This is a genomic window from Kitasatospora sp. NPDC001660 (assembly GCF_053596725.1).
On the sequence record NZ_JBSFGU010000006.1, the window covers coordinates 14711 to 35245 of the forward strand.

At 72.3% G+C, this 20535-nt stretch carries 16 protein-coding genes and 1 riboswitch; of the genes, 8 read left to right on the forward strand and 8 right to left on the reverse strand.

The window, feature by feature from the left end; genetic code table 11:
* Positions 1-363 precede the first annotated feature (363 nt).
* From ACWCXH_RS08645 to ACWCXH_RS08655, 3 genes are all read left to right on the forward strand, one after another.
* Entirely contained in the window at positions 364-1335 is a 972-nt protein-coding gene (locus tag ACWCXH_RS08645) for a hypothetical protein (protein WP_449800625.1), read from the forward strand.
* Between the two features lie 358 nt (positions 1336-1693).
* Positions 1694-1855, forward strand: a riboswitch (cyclic di-AMP (ydaO/yuaA leader).
* Between the two features lie 7 nt (positions 1856-1862).
* Positions 1863-3155 carry a transglycosylase family protein gene (locus ACWCXH_RS08650; protein ID WP_449800877.1) on the forward strand — a complete coding sequence of 431 codons (1293 nt, stop codon included), beginning with the start codon at positions 1863-1865 and terminating at the stop codon, positions 3153-3155.
* 218 nt (positions 3156-3373) lie between these two features.
* A complete protein-coding gene (locus ACWCXH_RS08655; protein WP_449800626.1) occupies positions 3374-3574 on the forward strand; it encodes a hypothetical protein in 201 nt (66 codons plus the stop codon).
* A 73-nt stretch (positions 3575-3647) separates the two neighbouring features.
* Here the strand turns inward: ACWCXH_RS08655 and ACWCXH_RS08660 are convergent, their stop codons facing one another.
* The 5 genes from ACWCXH_RS08660 to ACWCXH_RS08680 form a co-directional block, all read right to left on the reverse strand.
* On the reverse strand, positions 3648-4667 hold the full coding sequence (locus ACWCXH_RS08660; RefSeq protein WP_449800627.1) for a LacI family DNA-binding transcriptional regulator: 1020 nt from the start codon (positions 4665-4667) through the stop codon (positions 3648-3650).
* A 25-nt stretch (positions 4668-4692) separates the two neighbouring features.
* Positions 4693-6393: a glycoside hydrolase family 13 protein gene (locus tag ACWCXH_RS08665; RefSeq protein WP_449800628.1), complete on the reverse strand. Its 1701-nt coding sequence runs from the start codon at positions 6391-6393 to the stop codon at positions 4693-4695.
* Between the two features lie 66 nt (positions 6394-6459).
* Complete coding sequence (locus tag ACWCXH_RS08670) at positions 6460-7365, reverse strand: sugar ABC transporter permease (RefSeq protein ID WP_449800629.1); 906 nt, start codon at positions 7363-7365, stop codon at positions 6460-6462.
* 40 nt (positions 7366-7405) lie between these two features.
* A complete protein-coding gene (locus ACWCXH_RS08675) occupies positions 7406-8407 on the reverse strand; it encodes a carbohydrate ABC transporter permease (protein ID WP_449800630.1) in 1002 nt (333 codons plus the stop codon).
* Positions 8408-8568: 161 nt separating this feature from the next.
* The gene (locus ACWCXH_RS08680; RefSeq protein ID WP_449800631.1) at positions 8569-9846 is read right to left on the reverse strand and encodes an extracellular solute-binding protein; all 1278 of its coding nucleotides are present in this window, start codon (positions 9844-9846) and stop codon (positions 8569-8571) included.
* 565 nt (positions 9847-10411) lie between these two features.
* Here ACWCXH_RS08680 and ACWCXH_RS08685 point away from each other — a divergent pair.
* Positions 10412-10681, forward strand: coding sequence for a GNAT family N-acetyltransferase (locus tag ACWCXH_RS08685; RefSeq protein WP_449800632.1), 270 nt, complete (start codon positions 10412-10414; stop codon positions 10679-10681).
* Here the strand turns inward: ACWCXH_RS08685 and ACWCXH_RS08690 are convergent.
* Together ACWCXH_RS08690 and ACWCXH_RS08695 are read right to left on the reverse strand one after the other, a co-directional pair.
* Positions 10678-11757, reverse strand: coding sequence for an aldose epimerase family protein (locus tag ACWCXH_RS08690; RefSeq protein ID WP_449800633.1), 1080 nt, complete (start codon positions 11755-11757; stop codon positions 10678-10680). The two genes, ACWCXH_RS08685 and ACWCXH_RS08690, sit on opposite strands and share 4 nt — an antisense overlap.
* 187 nt (positions 11758-11944) lie before the next feature.
* The gene (locus ACWCXH_RS08695; protein WP_449800634.1) at positions 11945-14989 is read right to left on the reverse strand and encodes an ATP-binding protein; all 3045 of its coding nucleotides are present in this window, start codon (positions 14987-14989) and stop codon (positions 11945-11947) included.
* A gap of 297 nt (positions 14990-15286) precedes the next feature.
* Here ACWCXH_RS08695 and ACWCXH_RS08700 point away from each other — a divergent pair, with 297 nt between their 5' ends.
* The 3 genes from ACWCXH_RS08700 (at position 15287) to ACWCXH_RS08710 (ending at position 18624) form a co-directional block, all read left to right on the forward strand.
* Positions 15287-16234, forward strand: a complete 948-nt coding sequence (locus tag ACWCXH_RS08700; protein WP_449800635.1) for a terpene synthase family protein — start codon at positions 15287-15289, stop codon at positions 16232-16234.
* Between the two features lie 303 nt (positions 16235-16537).
* Positions 16538-18061, forward strand: a complete 1524-nt coding sequence (exaC, locus tag ACWCXH_RS08705; protein WP_449800636.1) for an acetaldehyde dehydrogenase ExaC — start codon at positions 16538-16540, stop codon at positions 18059-18061.
* A 239-nt stretch (positions 18062-18300) separates the two neighbouring features.
* Positions 18301-18624, forward strand: a complete 324-nt coding sequence (locus ACWCXH_RS08710; protein ID WP_449800637.1) for a nuclear transport factor 2 family protein — start codon at positions 18301-18303, stop codon at positions 18622-18624.
* A gap of 3 nt (positions 18625-18627) precedes the next feature.
* Here ACWCXH_RS08710 and ACWCXH_RS08715 read toward each other — a convergent pair whose 3' ends face one another.
* Positions 18628-19851 carry a serine hydrolase domain-containing protein gene (locus ACWCXH_RS08715; protein WP_449800638.1) on the reverse strand — a complete coding sequence of 408 codons (1224 nt, stop codon included), beginning with the start codon at positions 19849-19851 and terminating at the stop codon, positions 18628-18630.
* 127 nt (positions 19852-19978) lie between these two features.
* On the opposite strand from ACWCXH_RS08715, the gene ACWCXH_RS08720 reads away from it, so the two are divergent.
* Positions 19979-20488 carry an NUDIX hydrolase gene (locus tag ACWCXH_RS08720; protein WP_449800639.1) on the forward strand — a complete coding sequence of 170 codons (510 nt, stop codon included), beginning with the start codon at positions 19979-19981 and terminating at the stop codon, positions 20486-20488.
* Positions 20489-20535 lie beyond the last annotated feature (47 nt).

Consider the following 20535-nt stretch of genomic DNA (forward strand, 5'->3'; position numbering starts at 1 on the left):
GTACGTAAACGGACATAGTCGACCGAACCGGCCGGCTTCCGATAACCGGCCGTGAGCGGCCCCCCGCTGAATGTTGATCTTCGAAAGCCGGGAGTCGCACCCTCGTGACACTCCGTCAGGCCGCCCGTCCACTGTGAGACATCTCACGCGCCACGGGTGCAACGCGACGCCCCGCCCGCCGCGTCTCCTGGAGATACCGGCGGACGCGCGGGGGTTGGGGCAGGCATGTCCGGAATGTGACCTAATGACCGCTCATCGGCCCGCGCACGCGAGCCTTTCGCGCGCCACACACACGACGCTCGCGCGAAACCGGCACGGCAGCCGACTGCAGCCCTGACGGGCCGATGTCCTACGATCTCCGCCATGAGCACCGCAGCCATCCCGGGCGCGCCACTGCCCGTCCGCACCCCAGGCTCCCGCGCGCGGGGGCGCCACCGCCGCCCCGAGCGCCCCGAGATCCCCGCCGGCTCCCCGGCCCTGGTGCTCGCCGTGCCCGCGACCGCCGGGCCCGAGTCCCGCTCGGTCGTCGAGGAGCTCCTCTCGATCGTCCGCAGCGAGCAGAACGGCGTCGAGACCGCGGTGGGCTACCTCCCCGGCAACCACACCGAGGGCGCGGACGACCACGAGCGCAGCGTCGGCGAGCTGCTGGCGGCCGCCGCCGAGGCCGGCGTCCCGGCGCCGATCCTGGTGCCGCTGGTGCCCGGCCCGCACGGCTTCCTGACCGAACTCCACGCACTCGCCGCCGAGCACGGCGCCCACGTCACCGACGCGCTGGGCCCGCACCCGCTGCTCGCCGAGGCCGTCCACGTGCGCCTGTCCGAGGCCGGACTGGCCCGCGCCGACCGCGCGCGCCTGTTCGCCATCGCGACCGCCGCGGACGGCGTCGTACTGACCACCGTCGGCGGCGAGGACGCCGCGGCGGCCGCCGGCATCACCGGCGTGCTGCTCGCCGCCCGCCTGGCCGTCCCGGTCGTCGCCGCCGCGCTCGACGTGCCCGGCTCGGTCGCCGCGGCCGTCGCGCACCTCAAGGAGACCGGCTCGCAGCGCCCCGCGCTGGCCCCGCTGGTGATCGGCCCGGAGGCGGACTCCGAGCTGCTCGCCGCGGCCGCCGAGGAGACCGGCTGCCCGTCCGCCGCGCCGCTCGGCGCGTACCAGACGGTCGGCCAGCTCATCGCCTCCCAGTACCTCGCCGCACTGCCGGCCCCGTCGCCGGAGGCGCTGGCCGCCGCGCAGGCCGAGGCCGAGGCTGCGGAGGCCGCCGCCGGGGGCTCCCACGCGGCCCACGCGGCCGGTGGGACGGCCGCCGGGGCAGCCGAGGAGTCTGCCGGCGAGTAGCAGGCACACGCTCGAGAAAGGGCTCGGAACGGCTGCGTTCCGGGCCCTTTCGGCTTGCGCCATAAGGGAATTAAGAACCAAATATGTAAAATGTCCGTTTTGTAAATATTTGCACCTTGGTGACGCTCTGTCATTCCGATTCTGAGATCCCGCCAGCTGTACACATCCATGGGCCAATTGCAGGAAGACGATCATTTCCGATCATGAGGAGCTGAATTTTTGGCAGTTTCCGATAACCCGTGATGCACATCACAGATATTTGCAGTTTGAACTTAAGTCTGCTTAACGTGCTCCCCGTTCGTGACCACACGAACCCAGCTCATCCGCAACGCCGAGTCCTGCCGTCGGGTGCGCTGGCAGCGCGAAAACGCACCACGGCAGGAGCGGGGGACCCACAGGTAAGTCGCCCCGGACCGCTCCACGGAACGGTTCTGGGCTAGGGGTGAAGCCGCGCCACAGCGCGGCCGGGCAACTCCAGCCCGAATCCGACAGCTCACCTCGCAGGCGTGGGAGAGGACCGCGTCTTCATGCTGCCCACCAACGGCACCCGCCTGTCCAGCCGCACCCATCGCGTCATCGCCGCCCTCGGCGTCGCAGGCGTCGGCCTCACCATCCCCTGCCTCTCCTCCGGGACCGCCTCCGCCGCCTCCGTCGCCACCTGGGAGAAGGTCGCCCAGTGCGAGAGCAGCGGCGACTGGAGCATCAACACCGGCAACGGCTTCTACGGCGGGCTGCAGTTCACCTCCAGCACCTGGGCCGCCTTCGGCGGCACCGCCTACGCCCCGCAGGCCAACCAGGCCACCAAGGACCAGCAGATCGCGATCGCCGAGAAGGTCCTCGCCTCCCAGGGGCCCGGCGCCTGGCCCGTGTGCTCCGTCCAGGCCGGCCTGACCAAGGGCGGCGCCCCGGCCGCCGTCGACACCTCCGCCGGCGCGACCGCCGCGAAGGCTGCCGCGCCGGCCGCCAAGCCGGCTGCCCCGGCCGCGAAGCCTGCCGCCCCGGCGCAGGACCAGGCCCCGGCCGCCGACAACTCCGCCAAGGGCAACTGGGCGCAGAAGCGCCAGGGCTGGACCCAGAACGGCACCCAGACCAACGGCTCCGACTACACCGTCGTGGCCGGCGACTGGCTGTCCTCGATCGCCGACAAGCACAACGTCAAGGGCGGCTGGCAGCGGCTGTTCGAGCTGAACCGCGGCATCCTGACCGAGGGTCCGGACATCATCTACCCGGGCCAGCACCTGACCTTCGGCGACCCCGCCCAGGCTCCGGCCGGCCAGTCCGGCGACTTCAACTGGTTCGACCGCTCGCAGAAGTCGGGCCAGTCCTCCGCCGGGAACGCCGTGAACGCCCAGCCGGCCGCCGAGACCCAGACCCTGGCCGCCAAGCCGTCGACCAAGCCCGCCGCCAAGCCCTCCGCCCAGGCGCAGGCCAAGACCCCGGCCCCTGCCCCGGCCGCCACCGGCACCATGGCCGCCGCGGTCAACTTCGCCAAGTCGCAGGTCGGCCAGGCCTACGTGTACGGCGGCACCGGCAACGGCGGCTGGGACTGCTCGGGCCTGACCCAGGCCGCGCTGCGCGCCGCGGGCATCTCCGTCCCGCGCGTCGCCGCCGACCAGGCCGCCGCCAGCACCCACGTCTCGCTGGACAGCCTGCAGCCGGGCGACCTGCTGTTCTGGTCCAACAACGGCCAGAACTCCGGCGTCTACCACGTCGCGATCTACATCGGCGGCGGTCAGTACGTCGAGGCCGCCAACCCGAGCTCGGGCGTCCGCCTGCAGACCATCGCCAACTGGGCGCCGGACTTCGCCGGCCGCGTCTGACGACGGGTAGCAGATTGCGGATGACGGCAAACAGGTAACAGATTTCATCATCTGTTCGCTGTCATCTGTCACCCGTCCGCCCCGGGGAGAGTCTGGTCGCTCCTCCCCGGGGCTTCGACGTCTCCGCGCATCCGCGCCTCCGCGCCTCCGTGTCTCCGCGTGGTCAAACTCCGGACCAACGGGCATGCTTCTGCTCCGCACCCGAGGAGGAGTCACCCATGGCCCACGTCACCGTCGCACTCGACGCGAACCTCGCGATCGACGCGATGATGCTCTCCGGTACCAAGAACCCGCAGGACGCCGTCGAACTGATCCTGCGCGACTACCTTGCCCGTGGCCGCCGCACCGAGACCCGTACCGGCGAGGCCGCCGACGGCCACCGCCTCACCGCCGACCGCCCGGCCGTCCAGGAGGGCTGACCCTGGGCACGCCGAAGGGCCCGGAGAGCAGCCGCTCTCCGGGCCCTTCGCCGCAAGGCACCGGACCCCGCGCTCAGCGCGCGCAGGCCCCCGTGGAGCCGCGCATGACCAGCTCCGGCTGGAACATGAACTCCCCGCGCTGGGCGGCGTTTCCGCCCACCTCCTCCAGCAGCGCGTCCACCGCCGCCGTCGCCATCGCCTCGACCGGCTGGCGGACCGTCGTCAGCGGCGGCTCCGTGAAGGCGATCAGCGGCGAGTCGTCGAAGCCGACCACCGACACGTCCTGCGGCACCGAAAGCCCCCGCTGCCGCACCGCCCGGATCGCCCCGAGCGCCATCATGTCGCTGCCGCACACGATCGCCGTGCACCCCTTGTCCAGCAGCGCACCGGCCGCCGCGTGCCCGCCCTCGACGCTGAACAGCGTGTGGTGGACGAGTTCCTCGGCCTCCTCCTGCGTCCGCCCGAGGACGGCCTGCATCGCGGCCGTGAAACCCTCGATCTTGCGCAGCACCGGCACGTACCGCCGCTGCCCGACCGCCAGCCCGATCCGCTCGTGCCCGAGCTCGGCCAGGTGCTGGACGGCCATCCACATCGCGGCCCGGTCGTCCGGCGAGATGAACGGCGCGTCGATCCGCTCGCTGAAGCCGTTGATCAGGACGAACGGCACCCCGCGCCCGGCCAGCCGGGCGTACCGGTCGTGGTCGGCGGTGGAGTCGGCGTGCAGCCCGGAGACGAAGACGATGCCCGCCACGCCCCGGTCCACCAGCATCTCGACCAGTTCGTCCTCGGTGGACCCGCCGGGCGTCTGGGTGCACAGCACCGGCGTGTAGCCGTGCCGGCTGAGCACCTGCTCGATGACCTGCGCGAGCGCGGGGAAGATCGGGTTGCTGAGCTCCGGCGTGATCAGCCCGATCAGCCCGGCGCTGCGCTGGCGCAGGCGGGTCGGCCGCTCGTACCCGAGCACGTCGAGCGCTGCCAGCACGGTCTGCCGGGTGGCGGCGGAGACGTTCGCCTTGCCGTTGAGCACGCGCGAGACGGTGGCTTCGCTGACCCCCGCCTGCGCCGCGATGTCTGAAAGTCGCGCCGTAGTCACGGGCCCAGAGCCTATTGCACCCACGTCAGACCGCCCACCAGCCGGTGCTGTCCGGAGCGAGCACCGTCTCGCCGCCGTCCACCACCAGCTCCGTCGAGGACAGGAGCAGCTTCCCGGGGGCGGGTATCCGCACCGGCTCGCCGCTCGTGTTGACCGTGCAGACGAAGGAGCCGCGGCGCAGCGCCAGCGTGCCCTCGGGCGCCTCCAGCCACTCGACCTCCGTGCCGGCGCCCAGGTCGGGCTGCGCCCGGCGGACGGCGAGCGCGCTGCGGTAGAGCTCCAGGGTGGACGTCGGGTCGCCGGTCTGCGCCTCGACGCTGAGCCCGGCCCACTCGGCCGGCTGCGGCAGCCAGGACGGCCCGCCGGCCACCGGCCCGAAGCCGTACGGCGCCTCGGTGCCGGACCACGGGATCGGGACGCGGCAGCCGTCGCGGTAGCCGTCCTGCCCGGCCTGGCGGAAGAAGGACGGGTCCTGGCGGACCTCGTCGGGCAGGTCGGTGACGTCCGGCAGGCCGAGCTCCTCGCCCTGGTAGACGTACGCGGAGCCGGGCAGCGCGAGCATCAGCAGGCTGGCCGCGCGGGCCCGGCGCAGGCCGAGTTCGCGGTCGCCGGCGGTGCGGATCTGGGTGCCGAGGCCGGGCGGGTTGGCGAAGCGGGTGGCGTGCCGGGTGACGTCGTGGTTGGACAGCACCCAGGTGGTGGGGGCGTCGACCGGGCGCATCGAGTCGAGCGAGACGTCGATCACCTCGCGCAGCGCGGCGGCGTCCCAGTCGGTGCCCAGGTACTGGAAATTGAAGGCCTGGTGGAGCTCGTCGGGGCGGACGTAGTTGGCGGTGCGCTGGACGGTCGGGGTCCAGGCCTCGGCGACGCCGATCCGCTGCCCCGGGTACTCGTCGAGGATCCGGCGCCAGCTGCGGTAGATCTCGTGCACGCCGTCCTGGTCGAAGAACGGCATGACGTCGTTGCCGAGCAGCTTGAGCTGGTCCGAGCCGCCGAGGTCGGGCAGGCCGGGGGCCTTGACCAGGCCGTGGGCGACGTCGATGCGGAAGCCGTCCACGCCCATGTCGAGCCAGAACCGCAGGATCGAGCGGAACTCGTCGGCGACGGCCGGGTTCTCCCAGTTGAAGTCGGGCTGCTCCGGGGCGAACAGGTGCAGGTACCAGTCGCCGGGGGTGCCGTCCGGGTTCTCGGTGCGGGTCCAGGCCGGGCCGCCGAAGATGGACTCCCAGTCGTTGGGCGGCAGTTCGCCCGTCTCGCCCTTGCCGGGACGGAAGTGGTAGCGCTCGCGCAGCGGGGACGCGGGACCTTCGCGCAGGGCGCGCTGGAACCACTCGTGCTGGTCCGAGGAGTGGTTGGGGACGAGGTCGACGATGATCCGCAGGCCCAGCTCGTGGGCGTCGCGGATCAGCGCGTCGGCGTCCAGCAGGGTGCCGAACATCGGGTCCACCGCGCGGTAGTCGGCCACGTCGTAGCCGGCGTCGGCCTGCGGGGAGGCGTAGAACGGCGAGAGCCAGACGGCGTCCACGCCGAGGTCGCGCAGGTAGGGCAGGCGGCTGCGGATGCCCGGCAGGTCACCCATGCCGTCGCCGTTGGAGTCGGCGAAACTGCGCGGGTACACCTGGTAGATGACCGCGTCCCGCCACCAGCCTCTGGACGCGCTGACGTTCGCCTCGTGAGCGGTGGCGTCGGCGGCAGGCCGGGAGGTGTCGGCCAGGTTCTGGGTCATGGACGGTATCCCTCGGGGACTAGAGGAGCGCTGCGGGAGCGCCGGAGAGCGGGGAGCGCGGGGGCGTTACGACTTCGAGGCGCCGGCGGTCAGGCCGGTGACCAGGTGTCGCTGCACCAGGTAGAAGAAGGCCGCGGACGGGATCGCGATCAGTACGGCGGTCGCGGCCATGAGGTTCCACTGGGAGTCGTGCTCGCTGACGAAGGTCTGCAGGCCGACGGCCAGCGTGTACTTGTCGGAGCTGAGCATGAAGGTGGAGGCGAAGGGCACCTCGGCCCAGTAGGTGAGGAAGGAGTAGAACGCGGCCACCGCCAGGCCCGGGCGGGCCAGCGGCAGGACGAGCCGCCAGAAGGTGCCGAACGGGCTGAGTCCGTCGACGCGGCCGGCCTCGTCGATCTCCACCGGGATGGTGTCGAAGTAGCCCTTCAGCAGCCAGGCGCAGTACGGCACGGTGGTGGTCGAGTAGACCAGGATCAGGCCGGTGTAGCTGTCCAGGAGGCCGAGTTCGGAGAGCATCGTGTACATCGGCACGATCAGCACCGCGATCGGGAACATCTGGGTGACCAGCAGCGACCACATCAGCGGCTTGTGTCCGGGGAACTTCATCCGCGAGACGGCGTAGCCGGTGGTGGCGGCGAGCATGACGCCGAACACCGTGGTGATGCCGGAGACCAGGAAGGCGTTGCCGAACCAGGTGAAGAAGTCGGTGTCGGACAGCACGTGCTGGTAGTTCGCCAGCGTCATCTTGCCGAGGATCCCTCCGGGGTGGAGGTAGTCGGTCTTGTCCGGGCCGAGCGAGACGTAGAGGATCCACACGACCGGGAACAGCGCGACGAGGCTGGCCAGGATCAGGGCGCCGTGCGACAGCGCCTTGGCCAGCGGGCCGCTCTCGCCGCGGGGGCGGACCTTGGCGGGCCGGGCGGCGGGGGCCGCGGCGGCGGTCGCGGCGGGTCGTTCGGTGGTGGTGCTCATCGGGATTACCTGCCTTCGTGGGTCAACTGGGTCCGCGGCCTCAGCCGTTGGCCTGCTCGTTGCGGGCGAGCCAGCGCCGGTAGAAGGCGGTGAAGACGATCAGGATGGACAGCAGGATCACGCCGTACGCGGCGGACTGCGCGTAGTCCCGGGGCTGTTGGCCGAAGCCGAGCTTGTAGGCCCAGGTGACCAGGATCTGGGCGTCGGGCGCACCGGTGCCGAACAGCAGGAAGATGACGCCGAACTGGTTGAAGGTCCAGATCACGCCGAGCAGCACCACGGTGGAGGAGACGGTGCGCAGCCCGGGCAGGGTGACGTACCGGAAGCGCTGCCAGGGGGTGGCACCGTCCATCTCGGCGGCCTCGTACAGCTCGGCCGGGATGGACTGGAGGCCGCCGAGCAGCGAGATCATCATGAACGGCACGCCGACCCAGGTGTTGACCAGGATCGCGGCGGCCTTCTGTGCCCACGGGTCGGTGAGCCAGCCGGGCTCGGGCAGGTGGAGGAAGGAGAGCAGGCCGTTGACGGCGCCGCCGTCGGCGAGCATCAGGCGCCACGAGAAGACGGTGACGAAGGTCGGTACGGCCCACGGCAGGATGAGCAGCATCCGGTAGACGGCGCGTCCGCGCAGCTTCTTGTTGAGCAGCAGGGCGAGGCCCAGTCCGAGGGTGTAGTGCAGGACGACGCAGATCACGGTCCACGCGATGGTCCACACGAAGTGCGACCAGAAGCGGTCGTACGAGCCGGGGCCCCACAGGATGTCGGCGTAGTTGTCGAAGCCGACGAACTTGTAGCTGGCCGGGATGTGGTTGACGCCGATGGTCCGGGCCGAGTTGAGGCTGTTGGCGTCGGTGAGGGTGAGCCAGATGCCTTCGACGAGCGGGTAGAGCACCAGCACGCCGAGCACGAGCACGACCGGAGCGATCATCGCGTAGGCGTACCAGTGCTTGGCGTAGGAGCGCTTGAGGCGCTCCAGCGGGCCCGGACGCTGCTCGCGCTCCCGGCTGCCCTTGCCGGTGGCGCCCTGCACGGCGACTGACATCGATCACACCTTCTCGGGGGAAGTCTCGGGGGGAAGCGGGTCCGGCCGCCTCAGGAGAGACGGGTCCGGCCGCCTCGGGAGAAGCGGGTCCGGCCGCCGGGCCCGCCGGGGTGAGGGACGTGGGGGTCTCCCTCACCCGCGGCGGGCCGGGCGGCTGGCGACTACTTGGCGAAGCCCGGGAGGAGCTTGGCGTAGTCGGTGGCGACGGTGTTCAGCGCGTCCTGGGTGCTGGTGCCCTGGACGGCCTTGCCGAGGTTGGTGCCGAGCGAGGCGAACAGCGAGCTGTACTCGGGCAGTTCGGGGCGCGGCTTGGCGCTGGCGAGGACGGCCTGGAAGCCGGCGATGCCCGGGTCGGCCTTGACGTCGGGGGTGAAGGCGTCGGAGCGGGTCGGCAGGGTGGAGTTCTTCTGCGCGATGAACGCCTGGCTCTCGGCCGAGGTCATGAAGGCGGCGAACTTCTCGGCGGCGGCCTTGTGGGCGGCGTCGGCGCCGGCGTAGACGGAGATGTTGTGGCCGCCGGTGGGGGCGCCGGCCTTGCCGGTGGAGCCGGCCGGGACGGCGGCGATGCCGAGGTTCTTCTTGTCGGCGAACGCGGAGCCCTTGTAGATGTTGGTGATCTCCCAGGGGCCCTGGATGATCGCCGCGACCTTGCCGCTGTTGAAGGCGTCCATCATGTGCGCGTAGGCGTCGGTGGTGACGTCGGCCTTGGCCGTGCCGGGCGAGGTGAACATCGACTTGTAGGTCTCGATGCCCTTGGCGGCCTCGGGCGAGGTGATGGTGATCTTCTTGCCGGCGGCGTCGACGGTGTCGGTGCCCTCGCCGAACAGGAACGGCATCGCGTAGTAGCCGTCGGCGGCCTTCAGCCAGAAGCCGTCCACGCCGTCCTTGTCCTTGATGGTGGCGGCGTCGGCCTTGAGCTCGTCCCAGGTCTTCGGGGCGTCGGTGATCCCGGCCTTGGTGAACAGGTCCTTGTTGTAGAGCAGGCCCAGGGTGTCGGTCACCAGCGGGACGCCGTACAGCTTGCCGTCGTACTTGGCCTGCTGGATCAGGCTGGGCTGGAAGGCGGAGGTGTCGGCGGCGGCGGGGGTGCCGTCGAGCGGCTCGAGGTAGCCGGCCTTGGCGAAGGCGGCGGTCCAGCCGACCTCCGAGCGGAACACGTCGGGCGCGCCCTTGGCTCCCATGGCGGTCTGCAGCTTGTTCTGCGCCTGGTCGAACGGCACGTTGACGAAGTCGACCTTGATGTTCGGGTTGGCCGCCTCGAACTTCTTGACCAGTTCCTGGTAGTTCGGCGCCTCGTTGGTGGCGTTCGACGTGTCCCAGTAGGTGAGGGTGACCGGCCCGTCGGCCTTGCCGTCCGAGCTGGAGCCGCTGCTGCCACAGGCAGCCATCGAGACCGCGAGGGCCACAACGAGGGCAGAGGCCGCGATGCCACGCCGCATGAGAACTCCTTGGGAGGGTGGGGGTGCCCGAGATGTTCGGAGACAGGCGCATAATGGCTGCCTCGTGCCGACTGCACCTTCGCTGCCGTCGGGCTGGAAGGAAGTTAACAGCGGGCGAAACGTCACGGAAACCCCTTGCAGAAACTTTCTGCAAGAAACGGCGATCGTTACAGCCGCGTGTCCTGGATGTTGCCACACGGTAGTTGACAGTGGCCATACATGTCCGGATTTGACCGGTTGGCCCCATCGGCCTGTGGCCCGGAACGCCACCCTGTGTGGCCGGATACCGCTTGCACGAGACGTGGTCGCATGCGCATCGGACCCGCCGCGACGGACGAACCGCCCCTGCCGTGCGAGCTGGAGCGGGCCGCCGGAGCCCCGTTCGCCGCCATCGGCATGCCGGAGACCGCCGAGGACGAACCCCCGGCCCCGGAGGAGCCGACCCGTTATCCGGACGTGGCAGCCGGGGCCGTCGCCCTCGTCGCAGCGGACGCCGACGACTCCCCCCGTCGCCTACCTCCTCGCCGGACCGGTCGACGGCGCCTGCCACATCGAGCAGGTCTCCGTGCACCCCGGCCACGCCCGCCGGGGCATCGGCCGCGCGCTGATCGAGCACCTCGCTGCCACCGGCGACGCGCCCGCGCTCACCCTCACCACCTTCGCCGGCGCCCCCTGGAACGCCCCCTACTACGCCCGCTGCGGCTTCCGCCCGCTCGCCGACGACGAACTCACGCCGGGCCTGCGGGAGATCCGCCGCAAGGAGGCCGAGCACGGACTCGACAGCCGGCCCCGGCTCTGCATGCGCCGGGACCTGCGAGAGGAGACGCCCCGCTAGTTCGTCCCGAGCCGCAGCACGGTCGTCGAGCGGAACTCCTCCCCCGGCCGCAGCACGGTGCCGGGGAAGTCCGGGTGGTGCGGCGAGTCCGGGAAGTGCTGCGTCTCCAGCGCGATCCCGGCGAACGGCCCGTACGGCACCCCGCTCGCGCCCGTCACCGCACCCTGGAACTTGTTGGCCGTGTAGACCTGGACGCCCGGCTCGGTGGTCAGCACCTCCAGGGTGCGCCCGCTGACCGGGTCCTCCAGCAGCGCCGCCCGGACCGGGACGCCGTCGGCCGGGCGCGGGCGCAGCACCCAGTTGTGGTCGTAGCCGCCGGGCCCGGCCAGCTGCGGGTGCTCGTCGTGCAGAGACTTGCCGATCGGCGTGGCCGTCGTGAAGTCGAACGGCGTGCCGGCCACCGGTTCGATCCGCCCGGTCGGGATCTGCCGTTCGTCGGCCGGGGTGTAGGCGTCGGCGTCGAGGGTGAGCAGGTGGCCGAGGACGTCGCCGCCACCTTCACCCGCGAGGTTGAAGTACGCGTGGTTGGTGAGGTTGACGACGGTCGGCCTGGTGGTGACGGCGCGGTACGCGATCGTCAGCTCGCCCCCCGCGTCCTCGCCCCCGGCGTCGAGGGTGTAGGCGACGGTGACGTCCAGCGCGCCGGGGAAGCCCTGGTCGCCGTCCGGGCTGTGCAGCCGCAGTTCGACGCCGCCCGGGATCGCGGTGGCGGCCCACATCCGGTTGGCGAAGCCGTCCGGGCCGCCGTGCAGGGTCATGCCGCCGCCGGTGGGGGCGAGCGGGTGCTCCTCGCCGTCGATGGCGATCCTCGAACCGTCGATCCGGTTGGCGTAGCGGCCGACGACGGTGCCGTAGTGCCGGGCCGGGCCGAGGATCTGGGCCAGTTCGTCGGTGGCGAGCAGGAGTTGGGCGCGGCGGCCGGCGCGGTCGGGCGCGGTGAGGGTGTGCAGGGTGGCGCCGAGGGTGAGCACGCTCGCCTCGTACGGACCGGCGGTGAGCGTCCAGCGCTCGATCGCGGCGCCCGCGCCCGAGGCGTCGAAGGGTTCGTGGCGCACACCGGTGGCCTCAGTCGCCATGCCCTGCTCCTCACTGGCGGCCGCGGGTTCCGCGGTCGCCCCGTTCCGGGTCGGTCCGGGCCCGGCTGCGGCCGCCCCGGTGTGCGTCAGCCTAACGACGGGGACGGCCGCGGGGGCGCTCCCGAACCCCCGCGCGCCGCCTGTGCGCTTCCGTCCGCCGGGTGCGGGAACCCGGCCGGAACGACGGCTACGCGCCCTCCGCCCCCTCGCGCTCCGCGTTCCTGCACTCCGTGTCCCCGGTCGGCCGCGTCGCCTCGCGCGGCCGCCCCGGCAGCCCGAGCGCGGTGGCGAGGCCGTCCGGCCCGCTGCCCGCCTTGCGGTAGACCGCGGCCAGCCGCCGGTTCACCAGGCTGAGCTGCACGCCGAGCTCGTCGGCGATCCGCTGCGGCGGCACGCCCCGCACGGCCAGCTGGGCGACCTCCCACTCCGCGTTGCTGAGCGCCTCGCGGTAGTCCCGGGAGTCCCCGAGCCGGTTGGGCCGCAGCCCGTAGTTGGCGAGCTCCCGGCGCGCCTGCTCGACGAGGCCCTCGGCCGAGCAGTGCTGGGCCAGCTCGATGCCCTGGTAGAGGTACTCCTGGGCGTCCTCCAGCCGCCCGACGCGGCGCAGCGCCGCCCCGAGATCGACCAGCGCGACGGCGTGCTCGTAGCCGGCCGGGGACTGGCCGAGGTAGGTCACGGCCTGCTCCAGGAGCTCGACCGCCTGCTGGCCGTCCTCGATCTGGGCGTGCAGCCGCAGCGCGGTGCCGATCGCCGAGGCGGTGCCGAAGGTGCGCGCGTCCCGGACGGCCTTCTGCGCGTACTCGCGGGCGCGCTCGGGCTCGTCCTGGGCGATGGCGATGGCGAGGTGGCCGGCCCACGGCGCCCAGACGGTGTTGTGCCAGCCGCGGGCCTCCAGCTGGGCGCCGGCCTCGGTGAGCGCGGCGGCGGCTCCGGCGAAGCGCCGCTTGGCGACGAGCAGCTTGCCGTACAGCGAGGGCGCGTCGGGCAGGACCATCGCGGTGTCGTGGTACGGCGGCTGGAAGCCGAAGCCGGTGGCGAGCTCCCAGGCCTCGTCGACGCGCCCGCGCGCGAGCAGGGTGTCGACGAGCACGCCGACGGCGTCCCACGCGAGCGGCAGCTTGGGGGCGATCCGCTCGGAGAGCCGCAGCGCGCGGCGCAGGAAGTCCTCGGCCTCGGCGAGCAGGCCGCGGCGGAAGCGGGCGAGGCCCATCAGGAAGTAGGCGAAGCCCCGGTGGGCACCGCTCCACCCGGCGACCTCGAACTGGACGATGGCGTCGGCGAACAGCCGCTCGGCCTGGGCGATGCGGTCGTTGTAGGTGTACGTGAGTCCGAGCATCGAGGGCAGTTCGAAGCCCCAGGTGCTGTCGGTCCAGCCGAGGCCCTTGGGCAGCCGGCCGGCCTCCAGGACCTCGTCGGCGTGGGCGAGCGCGTCGGCGCAGGGGGCGCCGCGCAGGGTGAGGTCCCAGGCGCGCATCGCGAGGACGGCGCGGTCGGCGGTCTCGCGGCCGGTGAGGCCCTCGCACATCTCGCCGAGCCGCCGGGAGCGGCCGGGGCCGTCCTCCTCGGACCTGCGGAACGCGTGCCACATGAACGAGGCGGCCTGGAGCCGCAGTCGGCCGGCCGGGTCGCCGGTGACGGCGGCCTCGTCCTGGCAGGTGACCGCGGCCTCGCGCAGTTCGCCGCTGTGCGCGAGCACTTCGGAGAGCCGGAAGGTGGCGTCCACCCGCAGCTCGGGGCGCAGCGGTCCCTCCTCCGGGTCGAGGGCGAGCTTGAGCTGGTTGACGGTGGCGACGGGGTCGGTGAGCAGCGCGGAGCAGCCGAGTTCGTAGAGCACCTCGGCGCGGATGTCGTCGGCGGGCGGCTCGTTGAGGGCGCGGTGCAGGCAGCGCTGGGCGGCCTCGGGGGCGCCGATGAGCAGGTGTTCGGCGGCGGCCTTGCGCAGCTTGCGCACGGTGCGGTCGTCGCCCTCGCCGGAGAAGGTCTCCACGAGGTGGCGGGAGGCGGCGAGCAGGCCGAGGCCGGCGTTCTCGATCTCGGCCGCGGCGACGCCGTGCATGCCGGTGCGGGTGGCCTCCGGCATGGTGTTGTAGATCGAGCTGCCGATCAGCGGGTGGACGAACTCGAGGTTCCCGTTGGGGGTCTGGGTGAGCACGCGCTGCTTGCGGAGGTGCTTGAGGGACTCGCGGGCGCCCTCGGCGCTCTGGGTGGAGATGCGGGTGGCGAGGTCGATGCGGATGTCGGTGCCGAGCATGGCGCAGGCCCAGGCGAAGCGCAGGGTGCTGGCGCCGAGCCGGTCGAGCCAGGTCTTGAGGGTCATCCCGTTGGCGTCGACGGCGAGTTCGCGCAGCTGGACGGAGTTCTCCTCGACCGGTTCGAGCTCCTGGTCGCGGACCTGGTCGAGCAGGGCGACGGCCTCGTAGGGGTTGCCGTTGACGACGTTCCAGAACTCGTAGCAGAAGGCGTCCTCGGCCTTGTCCCCGAGTTCGGCGCGGATGATGTCCGTGACCGAAACGAGGGAGAGACGGTTGAGCTCGTGCCGACGGGTGGCGAGCTTGAGGACGGTGGCGTGGTGGGGTTGGGCTTCGGTTTGCCAGTCGTGTTCGTCCTCGCGGAACGCGAAGACGAGCAGGACGGGCAGTTCACGGGCGCGGACGGCGAAGTGGGTGAGCCAGGAGAGGGATTCGAGGTCGGCCCAGTGCAGGTCGTCGACGATCATCACCAGGGGCGCACTGCGGGGCGCGAGCTGGGTGAGCACGTAGTCCAGTCCGTCGCGCACGCCCTGCGGGTCGAGGCGGCGGGCGCCGGCCTTGGGCTGCTTGAGGCCCATGGCCGGTCCGACGACCTCCTCCCAGGTGCCCATGACCTGCCGGAACTCGGCGGGCGTGAGGCTGGTGAGCGCGGGCTGCAGGAGCTGGCGCAGCACGTGGTAGGGCTCCTTGACCTGCTGTTCGCCGCCGCGGGCGAACAGCACGGTGGCACCGTCGCGGAGCTTGGCGGTGCGCCGGACCTCGTGCAGCAGGCTGGTCTTGCCGATGCCGGGGCGGCCGGAGATGGTGAGGAGTTCGCCGATCTCGGTGCCGCCGGCGGCGAATTCGCGGCACAGCTTTTCGACGGCGGTCTCGGCGGAGCGCAGTTCCGCGTCGCGGTCGCGCAGCCTGACCCGGGGAGCGGCGCCCTCCCGGTGCCGGCCCGGGCCGGTTCCCGTCCGAAGTCCGTTGCCCTGCTCGGTCACGTCACGCCTCCGCCGCTCCTGCTCGCTCCCTGGTCGTGTGCCGAGGTTAGCGCCGCGGGGGGCGTGCCGTGCGGCAATCGCGCAGGCTGGCGCGGACGGTGAGGGTTCGGACGGCTTACCAAGGGCATTTGCCCTATATCCCTAACGTCCAATCATTACATCAGATACCCTACGGCCCGCAGGGCAAAGATGATCTTGCCATGTCACTCTCACCCTCAAAGCCCCGCCGCGTCAACTCCCCCCACACGCCATGTTCGAACCGCCGGCGCCCCCACCCTCCGCTGCACCGGGAGTCCGATGTCTGACGACACTTCACTTCAGATCCCGTTCCCGCACCGCCGCAGTCCCCACATCCCGTACGCCACCGCACTGCACCGCGACTGGCTCGTCCGGCACCCGCTGCTGCCCGACGCCGACCACCCCGGGTACGCCCACTGGGAGGTCGTCGAGCTCGCCGCCCTGGGGTACCCGGACGCCGGGCCGGAGGAACTCGCGCTCGCGGCCGACCTGATGGGGTTCTACTTCCTCTTCGACGACCAGTTCGACGGCCCGCTCGGCCGCAGACCCACCGAGGTCGCCCCGATCTGCGAACGGCTCATCGCGGTCCTGCACGGCGCGCGCGCCGACCAGAGCTCCTCCGTCGAGACCGCGTTCGCGGACCTGTGGAACCGCAGCTCCCGCGGCATGCCCGCCCGCTGGCAGGCCCGCGCCGCCTACAACTGGGAGTGGTACCTGGCCAGCCACCCGGCCGAGGCCGCGGGCCGGATCTCCTCCCGCCCGCCGGACCGGGACGGCTACCTCGTGCTCAGACGGGGCACCGCAGCCATGGAGACCATCTTCGACATGGTCGAACGGCTGAGCCAGTTCGAGGTGCCGCCCGCCGTCCTGCACCACCCGGTGCTCCGCCAGCTGCGCCAACTGGCGGCGGACATACCGTCGTTGAGCAACGACGTGCGGTCCTTCCCGCTGGAGGCCCCGCGCGGCGACGTCAACAACCTCGTGCTGATCGTCCAGCGCGAGCGCCGCTGCTCGGCCGAGGAGGCGTGCGCGGTGGTCCTCGACGAGGCGCAGATCATGGTCGAGCGCTGCGGCGAGCTGCACGCCCGACTCCCCGAGGTCTACCGGGAGCTGGGCCTGTCCCGGGTCGAGGCGAGCATCGCCCAGCGGTACGCCGACGGGCTGCTCACCTGGCTGGCCGGCTACCAGTACTGGGAGTCCCGCACGGGCCGCTACCACGCCGTCTGACGGCCCGCCGGGGCCGCCCGAGCGCGGCCCGGAACCGGACGGCCTCCGCCACCACGCGGCCCGGCGCCGGGACCCGGCGATCTCCACAACGGCCGGAACGCACACCCTCCGTACGCGAGTACCGTACGGATCGTAGCCGCATCGCGCGGTCACGGCTATCGTGCTCGACGGCGGGCGCCCCCGGCGGGACGCCCCGCGCGAGCGCGTGCCCGTACCCTCCCGCCGGACCGCTCCCGAACCGGGCGGTCCGGCCCGCCGCCCCGCCGCAGGGCCCGGGCGGCGCCCGACGTCGCGAGGAGACACATGACGGTCTACCAGCCCCCCGGCGCCCCCGGCAGCATCGTCGCCTACCGCGGGCGCTACGAGCACTGGATCGGCGGCGGCTGGGTGCCGCCGGTGCGCGGCGAGTACTTCGGGAACCCGACCCCGGTCACCGGTGAGGTCTTCACCGAGGTCGCCCGCGGCACCGCCGAGGACATCGAGGCCGCCCTGGACGCCGCCCACGCCGCCGCGCCCGCCTGGGGGCGTACGCCGGCCGCCGAGCGAGCCCAGGTGCTCCTGCGCATCGCCGACCGGATGGAGACGAACCTGGAGCAGCTGGCCGTCGCGGAGAGCTGGGAGAACGGCAAACCGGTGCGCGAGACGCTGGCCGCCGACCTCCCGCTCGCCGTCGACCACCTGCGCTACTTCGCCGGCGCGCTGCGCGCCCAGGAGGGCGGCCTCTCCCAACTGGACGAGGACACCGTCGCGTACCACTTCCACGAGCCGCTGGGCGTGGTCGGCCAGATCATCCCGTGGAACTTCCCGATCCTGATGGCGATCTGGAAGCTCGCCCCGGCGATCGCGGCCGGCAACGCCGTCGTCCTCAAGCCCGCCGAGCAGACCCCGGCCTCCGTCCTGCTGCTCGCCGAGCTGACCGCCGACCTGCTGCCGCCCGGCGTCGTCAACATCGTGACGGGCTTCGGCGAGGAGGCCGGCGCCCCGCTCGCGTCCAGCCCCCGCATCCGCAAGATCGCCTTCACCGGCGAGACCACCACCGGCCGGCTCATCTCCCGCTACGCCAGCGACAACCTGATCCCGGTCTCGCTGGAGCTCGGCGGCAAGAGCCCCAACCTGTTCTTCGAGGACGTCGCCGACGCCCCGGACGCCTTCTACGGCAAGGCCGTCGAGGGCTTCGCGATGTTCGCCCTCAACCAGGGCGAGGTGTGCACCTGCCCGAGCCGGGCGCTGATCCAGTCCCCGGTGTACGAGCGCCTGCTCGTCGACGGCCTGGAGCGGGTCCGCGCGATGCGCCAGGGCAACCCGCTGGACACCGAGACCCAGGTCGGCGCCCAGGCCAGCGCCGAACAGCTGAAGAAGATCCTCTCCTACTTCGACATCGGCCGCGCCGAGGGCGCCAAGGTGCTCACCGGCGGCGAGCAGGCCGACCTCGGCGGTGCCCTGGCCGGCGGGTACTACGTGACGCCGACGGTCTTCGAGGGCGACAACCGGATGCGGGTCTTCCAGGAGGAGATCTTCGGCCCGGTCGTCTCGGTCACCCGCTTCGACGACTTCGACGAGGCCGTCACACTCGCCAACGACACCCAGTACGGCCTCGGCGCCGGCGTCTGGACCCGGGACCTCAACACCGCCCACCGCGCCGGCCGCGCCATCCAGGCCGGCCGCGTGTGGACCAACTGCTACCACGCCTACCCGGCCCACGCGGCCTTCGGCGGCTACAAGAACTCCGGCATCGGCCGCGAGAACCACAAGGCGCTGCTGGAGCACTACCAGCAGACCAAGAACCTGCTGGTCAGCTACTCCCCCGACGCGGTCGGCTTCTTCTAGCCCGAATCCTCGTCACCAGCCCCCTCGCCGGCCCCCTCGTCGCGGATCGGGAGACCGCTCCCGGTCTCCCGATCCACTGCCACTCCCCGTGACATCAGGGCAGATACCATCAAATCGCCCATTTCGCGATCCAAGCACATGAATGCGTAAATTTCCCCGACGCGCCGCCGACATGCCCGGACACGCCCGGCCAACGCCGTAGACAAGGTCTCCCGTCCCTTTCACCCCGGGAGCCCCCGATGACCATCTCCACCGCCAAACTCTCCGACCCCACCGTGCGCGCCTTCGTCACCGCGATCAACGCGAACGACCGCGACGCCTTCCTCGCCACCCTCACCCCGGACGCGACCATGTCCGACGACGGCTCCGACCGCGATCTGCAGGACTGGATCGACCGGGAGATCTTCGGCTCCCACGGCCACATCGAGGTCCAGACCGAAGCCGACGGCGGCCGCGCGCTGGTCGCCAACTTCCGCAACGAGACCTGGGGCGAGATGCGCACCGCCTGGCGCTTCACCGTCGACGACGGGAAGATCAGCCGCTTCGACACCGGCCAGGCCTGACACCTAGCCCGCGAGCCCGAGGCACCCCCGCACCGCGCGGATGAGGCCCCGCGAGCGGATGTCCCCGGTGACGCCCGGCTGCATCCCGTTGGTGACGTAGCCGAAGCCCAGCCCGAGATCCGGGTCGGCGAAGCCCAGCGAGCCGCCCCGGCCCGGGTGCCCGAAGCTCGCCCGGGACGCCATCGGCGCGGTCGGGCCGTGCCGCCAGAAGCCCAGGCCGAACGTGGAGTTGACGATCAGCACCCGGTCCGGCCCGCTCACCGCCGGCCCGACCGCGCGGGTCAGCACCTCGGGCCCGAGCAGCGGTGCGAGCGCGCCGCCCGAACCGTCGTGCCGGTCGGCCGCGCCCACCAGCGCCGCGTAGAACCGGGCCAGCGAGCGGGCCGTCCCGATGCCACCCGCGCCGGGGATCTCGGCGGCCTGCACGGCCGGGTCGTTGAGGTCCACCCCGGGACGCACCGAGGCGAAGGAGCGGGCGGTCAGCGAGGCCGGATCCTGATAGGCGTCCCGGACGGACTGCTTGGGCCGCAGCCGCAGCCCGCCCGGCCCGGTCCTGGCCGCCTCCGGGGCGGGCAGGTCGACCAGCTTCCCGACCCGCGGCACGGCACCGGCCGGCAGCCCGATCCACAGGTCCAGGCCGAGCGGCCGGGCGATCTCCTCCGCGAAGTACCGGCCGACGGTACGCCCGCTCACCCGCCGCACCACCTCGCCGACCAGCCAGCCGAACGTGTGGGGGTGGTAGCCGTGCGCGGTGCCGGGCTCCCAGGCGGGCGTCTGCGCGGCGACGGCGGCGGCCGCGCGCTCCCAGGTCAGCACGTCCTCCAGGCGCAGCGGCACGTCCAGCGCGGGCACCCCGGCCTGGTGCGAGAGCAGCCAGCTCACCGGCACCCCGCCCTTGCCGGCCGCCGCGAACTCGGGCCAGTAGGAGGCCACCGGCGCGTCCAGGTCGAGCTGCCCGCGCTCGGCGAGCAGGAGGGCCGTGGTGGCGGTCAGGCCCTTGGTGACCGAGCGCAGCACCTGGGCGGTGTCCGCCGTCCAGGCGACCGCGGGCGCGGGCCGCCCGCCCACCTCGGGCCGGGCGTCACCGCCCCACAGGTCGACCACCTTGCGGCCGCGCACGTACAGCGCGAAGGCGGCACCGAGCTCGCCGTACTCGCGGAAGTTCCGCGCGAAGGCCTCGCGCACCGGCTCGAACCCCTCGGCCGTCTCGCCCCAGACATCCACCATCGCGTGCCGCCTCAGCCCGTTCAATGCGCCCCGTGCCCGTTCGTGTCCCGTTCGCGCCCGCCCGTGTCCGTTCGCGCCCGTTCGCGCCCGCGTTCGAAGCGGGCCCAAAAACCCTAACCTGTCCGTCATGACCAACCCTGCCGAAGAGCTGCTGGACGTCGTCGACGAGCACGACCGGGTGATCGGGACCGCGGTGCGCGGGGAGGTGTACCGGCGGGGGCTGACCCACCGGTGCGTCTTCATCCTGGTCCGCGACCCGGCCGGGCGGATCTTCGTCCACCGGCGCACCGACACCAAACTGTTCGCCCCGGGCGCGTACGACATGTTCGTCGGCGGCGTCGTCGGCTCCGGCGAGACGTACGGCGAGGCCGCCGTCCGCGAGGCCGAGGAGGAGCTGGGCGTGCACGGCGTCGCGCCGCGGCCGCTGTTCAAGTTCCTCTTCCAGCAGGACCGCCTCTCCTGGTGGTGCGACATGTACGAGGCCGAGTGGGACGGCCCGGTCGACCCGCAGGAATCCGAGGTGGCCTGGCACGCCTGGCTGACCCCCGCCGAGCTCGCCGAGCGCCTCACCCGCGACGAGTTCGTCCCCGACGGCCGCGAGGCCTACCGCCGCTACCTGGACTTCCACGCCGCGTGACGCCGCACGGGGCCCGTCACGGACGCCGGACAGCGCCGCACGGGCCC

What these genes read in the sequence shown, in the direction of transcription:
- ACWCXH_RS08680 (WP_449800631.1), bottom strand. Translation starts at nt 9,846, where the DNA reads ATGCGGCGTGGCATCGCGGCCTCTGCCCTCGTTGTGGCCCTCGCGGTC.
- ACWCXH_RS08700 (WP_449800635.1), top strand. Translation starts at nt 15,287, where the DNA reads ATGTCTGACGACACTTCACTTCAGATCCCGTTCCCGCACCGCCGCAGT.
- ACWCXH_RS08710 (WP_449800637.1), top strand. Translation starts at nt 18,301, where the DNA reads ATGACCATCTCCACCGCCAAACTCTCCGACCCCACCGTGCGCGCCTTC.
- ACWCXH_RS08670 (WP_449800629.1), bottom strand. Translation starts at nt 7,365, where the DNA reads ATGAGCACCACCACCGAACGACCCGCCGCGACCGCCGCCGCGGCCCCC.
- ACWCXH_RS08665 (WP_449800628.1), bottom strand. Translation starts at nt 6,393, where the DNA reads ATGACCCAGAACCTGGCCGACACCTCCCGGCCTGCCGCCGACGCCACC.
- ACWCXH_RS08645 (WP_449800625.1), top strand. Translation starts at nt 364, where the DNA reads ATGAGCACCGCAGCCATCCCGGGCGCGCCACTGCCCGTCCGCACCCCA.
- ACWCXH_RS08720 (WP_449800639.1), top strand. Translation starts at nt 19,979, where the DNA reads ATGACCAACCCTGCCGAAGAGCTGCTGGACGTCGTCGACGAGCACGAC.
- ACWCXH_RS08675 (WP_449800630.1), bottom strand. Translation starts at nt 8,407, where the DNA reads ATGTCAGTCGCCGTGCAGGGCGCCACCGGCAAGGGCAGCCGGGAGCGC.
- ACWCXH_RS08715 (WP_449800638.1), bottom strand. Translation starts at nt 19,851, where the DNA reads ATGGTGGATGTCTGGGGCGAGACGGCCGAGGGGTTCGAGCCGGTGCGC.
- ACWCXH_RS08650 (WP_449800877.1), top strand. Translation starts at nt 1,863, where the DNA reads ATGCTGCCCACCAACGGCACCCGCCTGTCCAGCCGCACCCATCGCGTC.
- exaC (WP_449800636.1), top strand. Translation starts at nt 16,538, where the DNA reads ATGACGGTCTACCAGCCCCCCGGCGCCCCCGGCAGCATCGTCGCCTAC.
- ACWCXH_RS08690 (WP_449800633.1), bottom strand. Translation starts at nt 11,757, where the DNA reads ATGGCGACTGAGGCCACCGGTGTGCGCCACGAACCCTTCGACGCCTCG.
- ACWCXH_RS08655 (WP_449800626.1), top strand. Translation starts at nt 3,374, where the DNA reads ATGGCCCACGTCACCGTCGCACTCGACGCGAACCTCGCGATCGACGCG.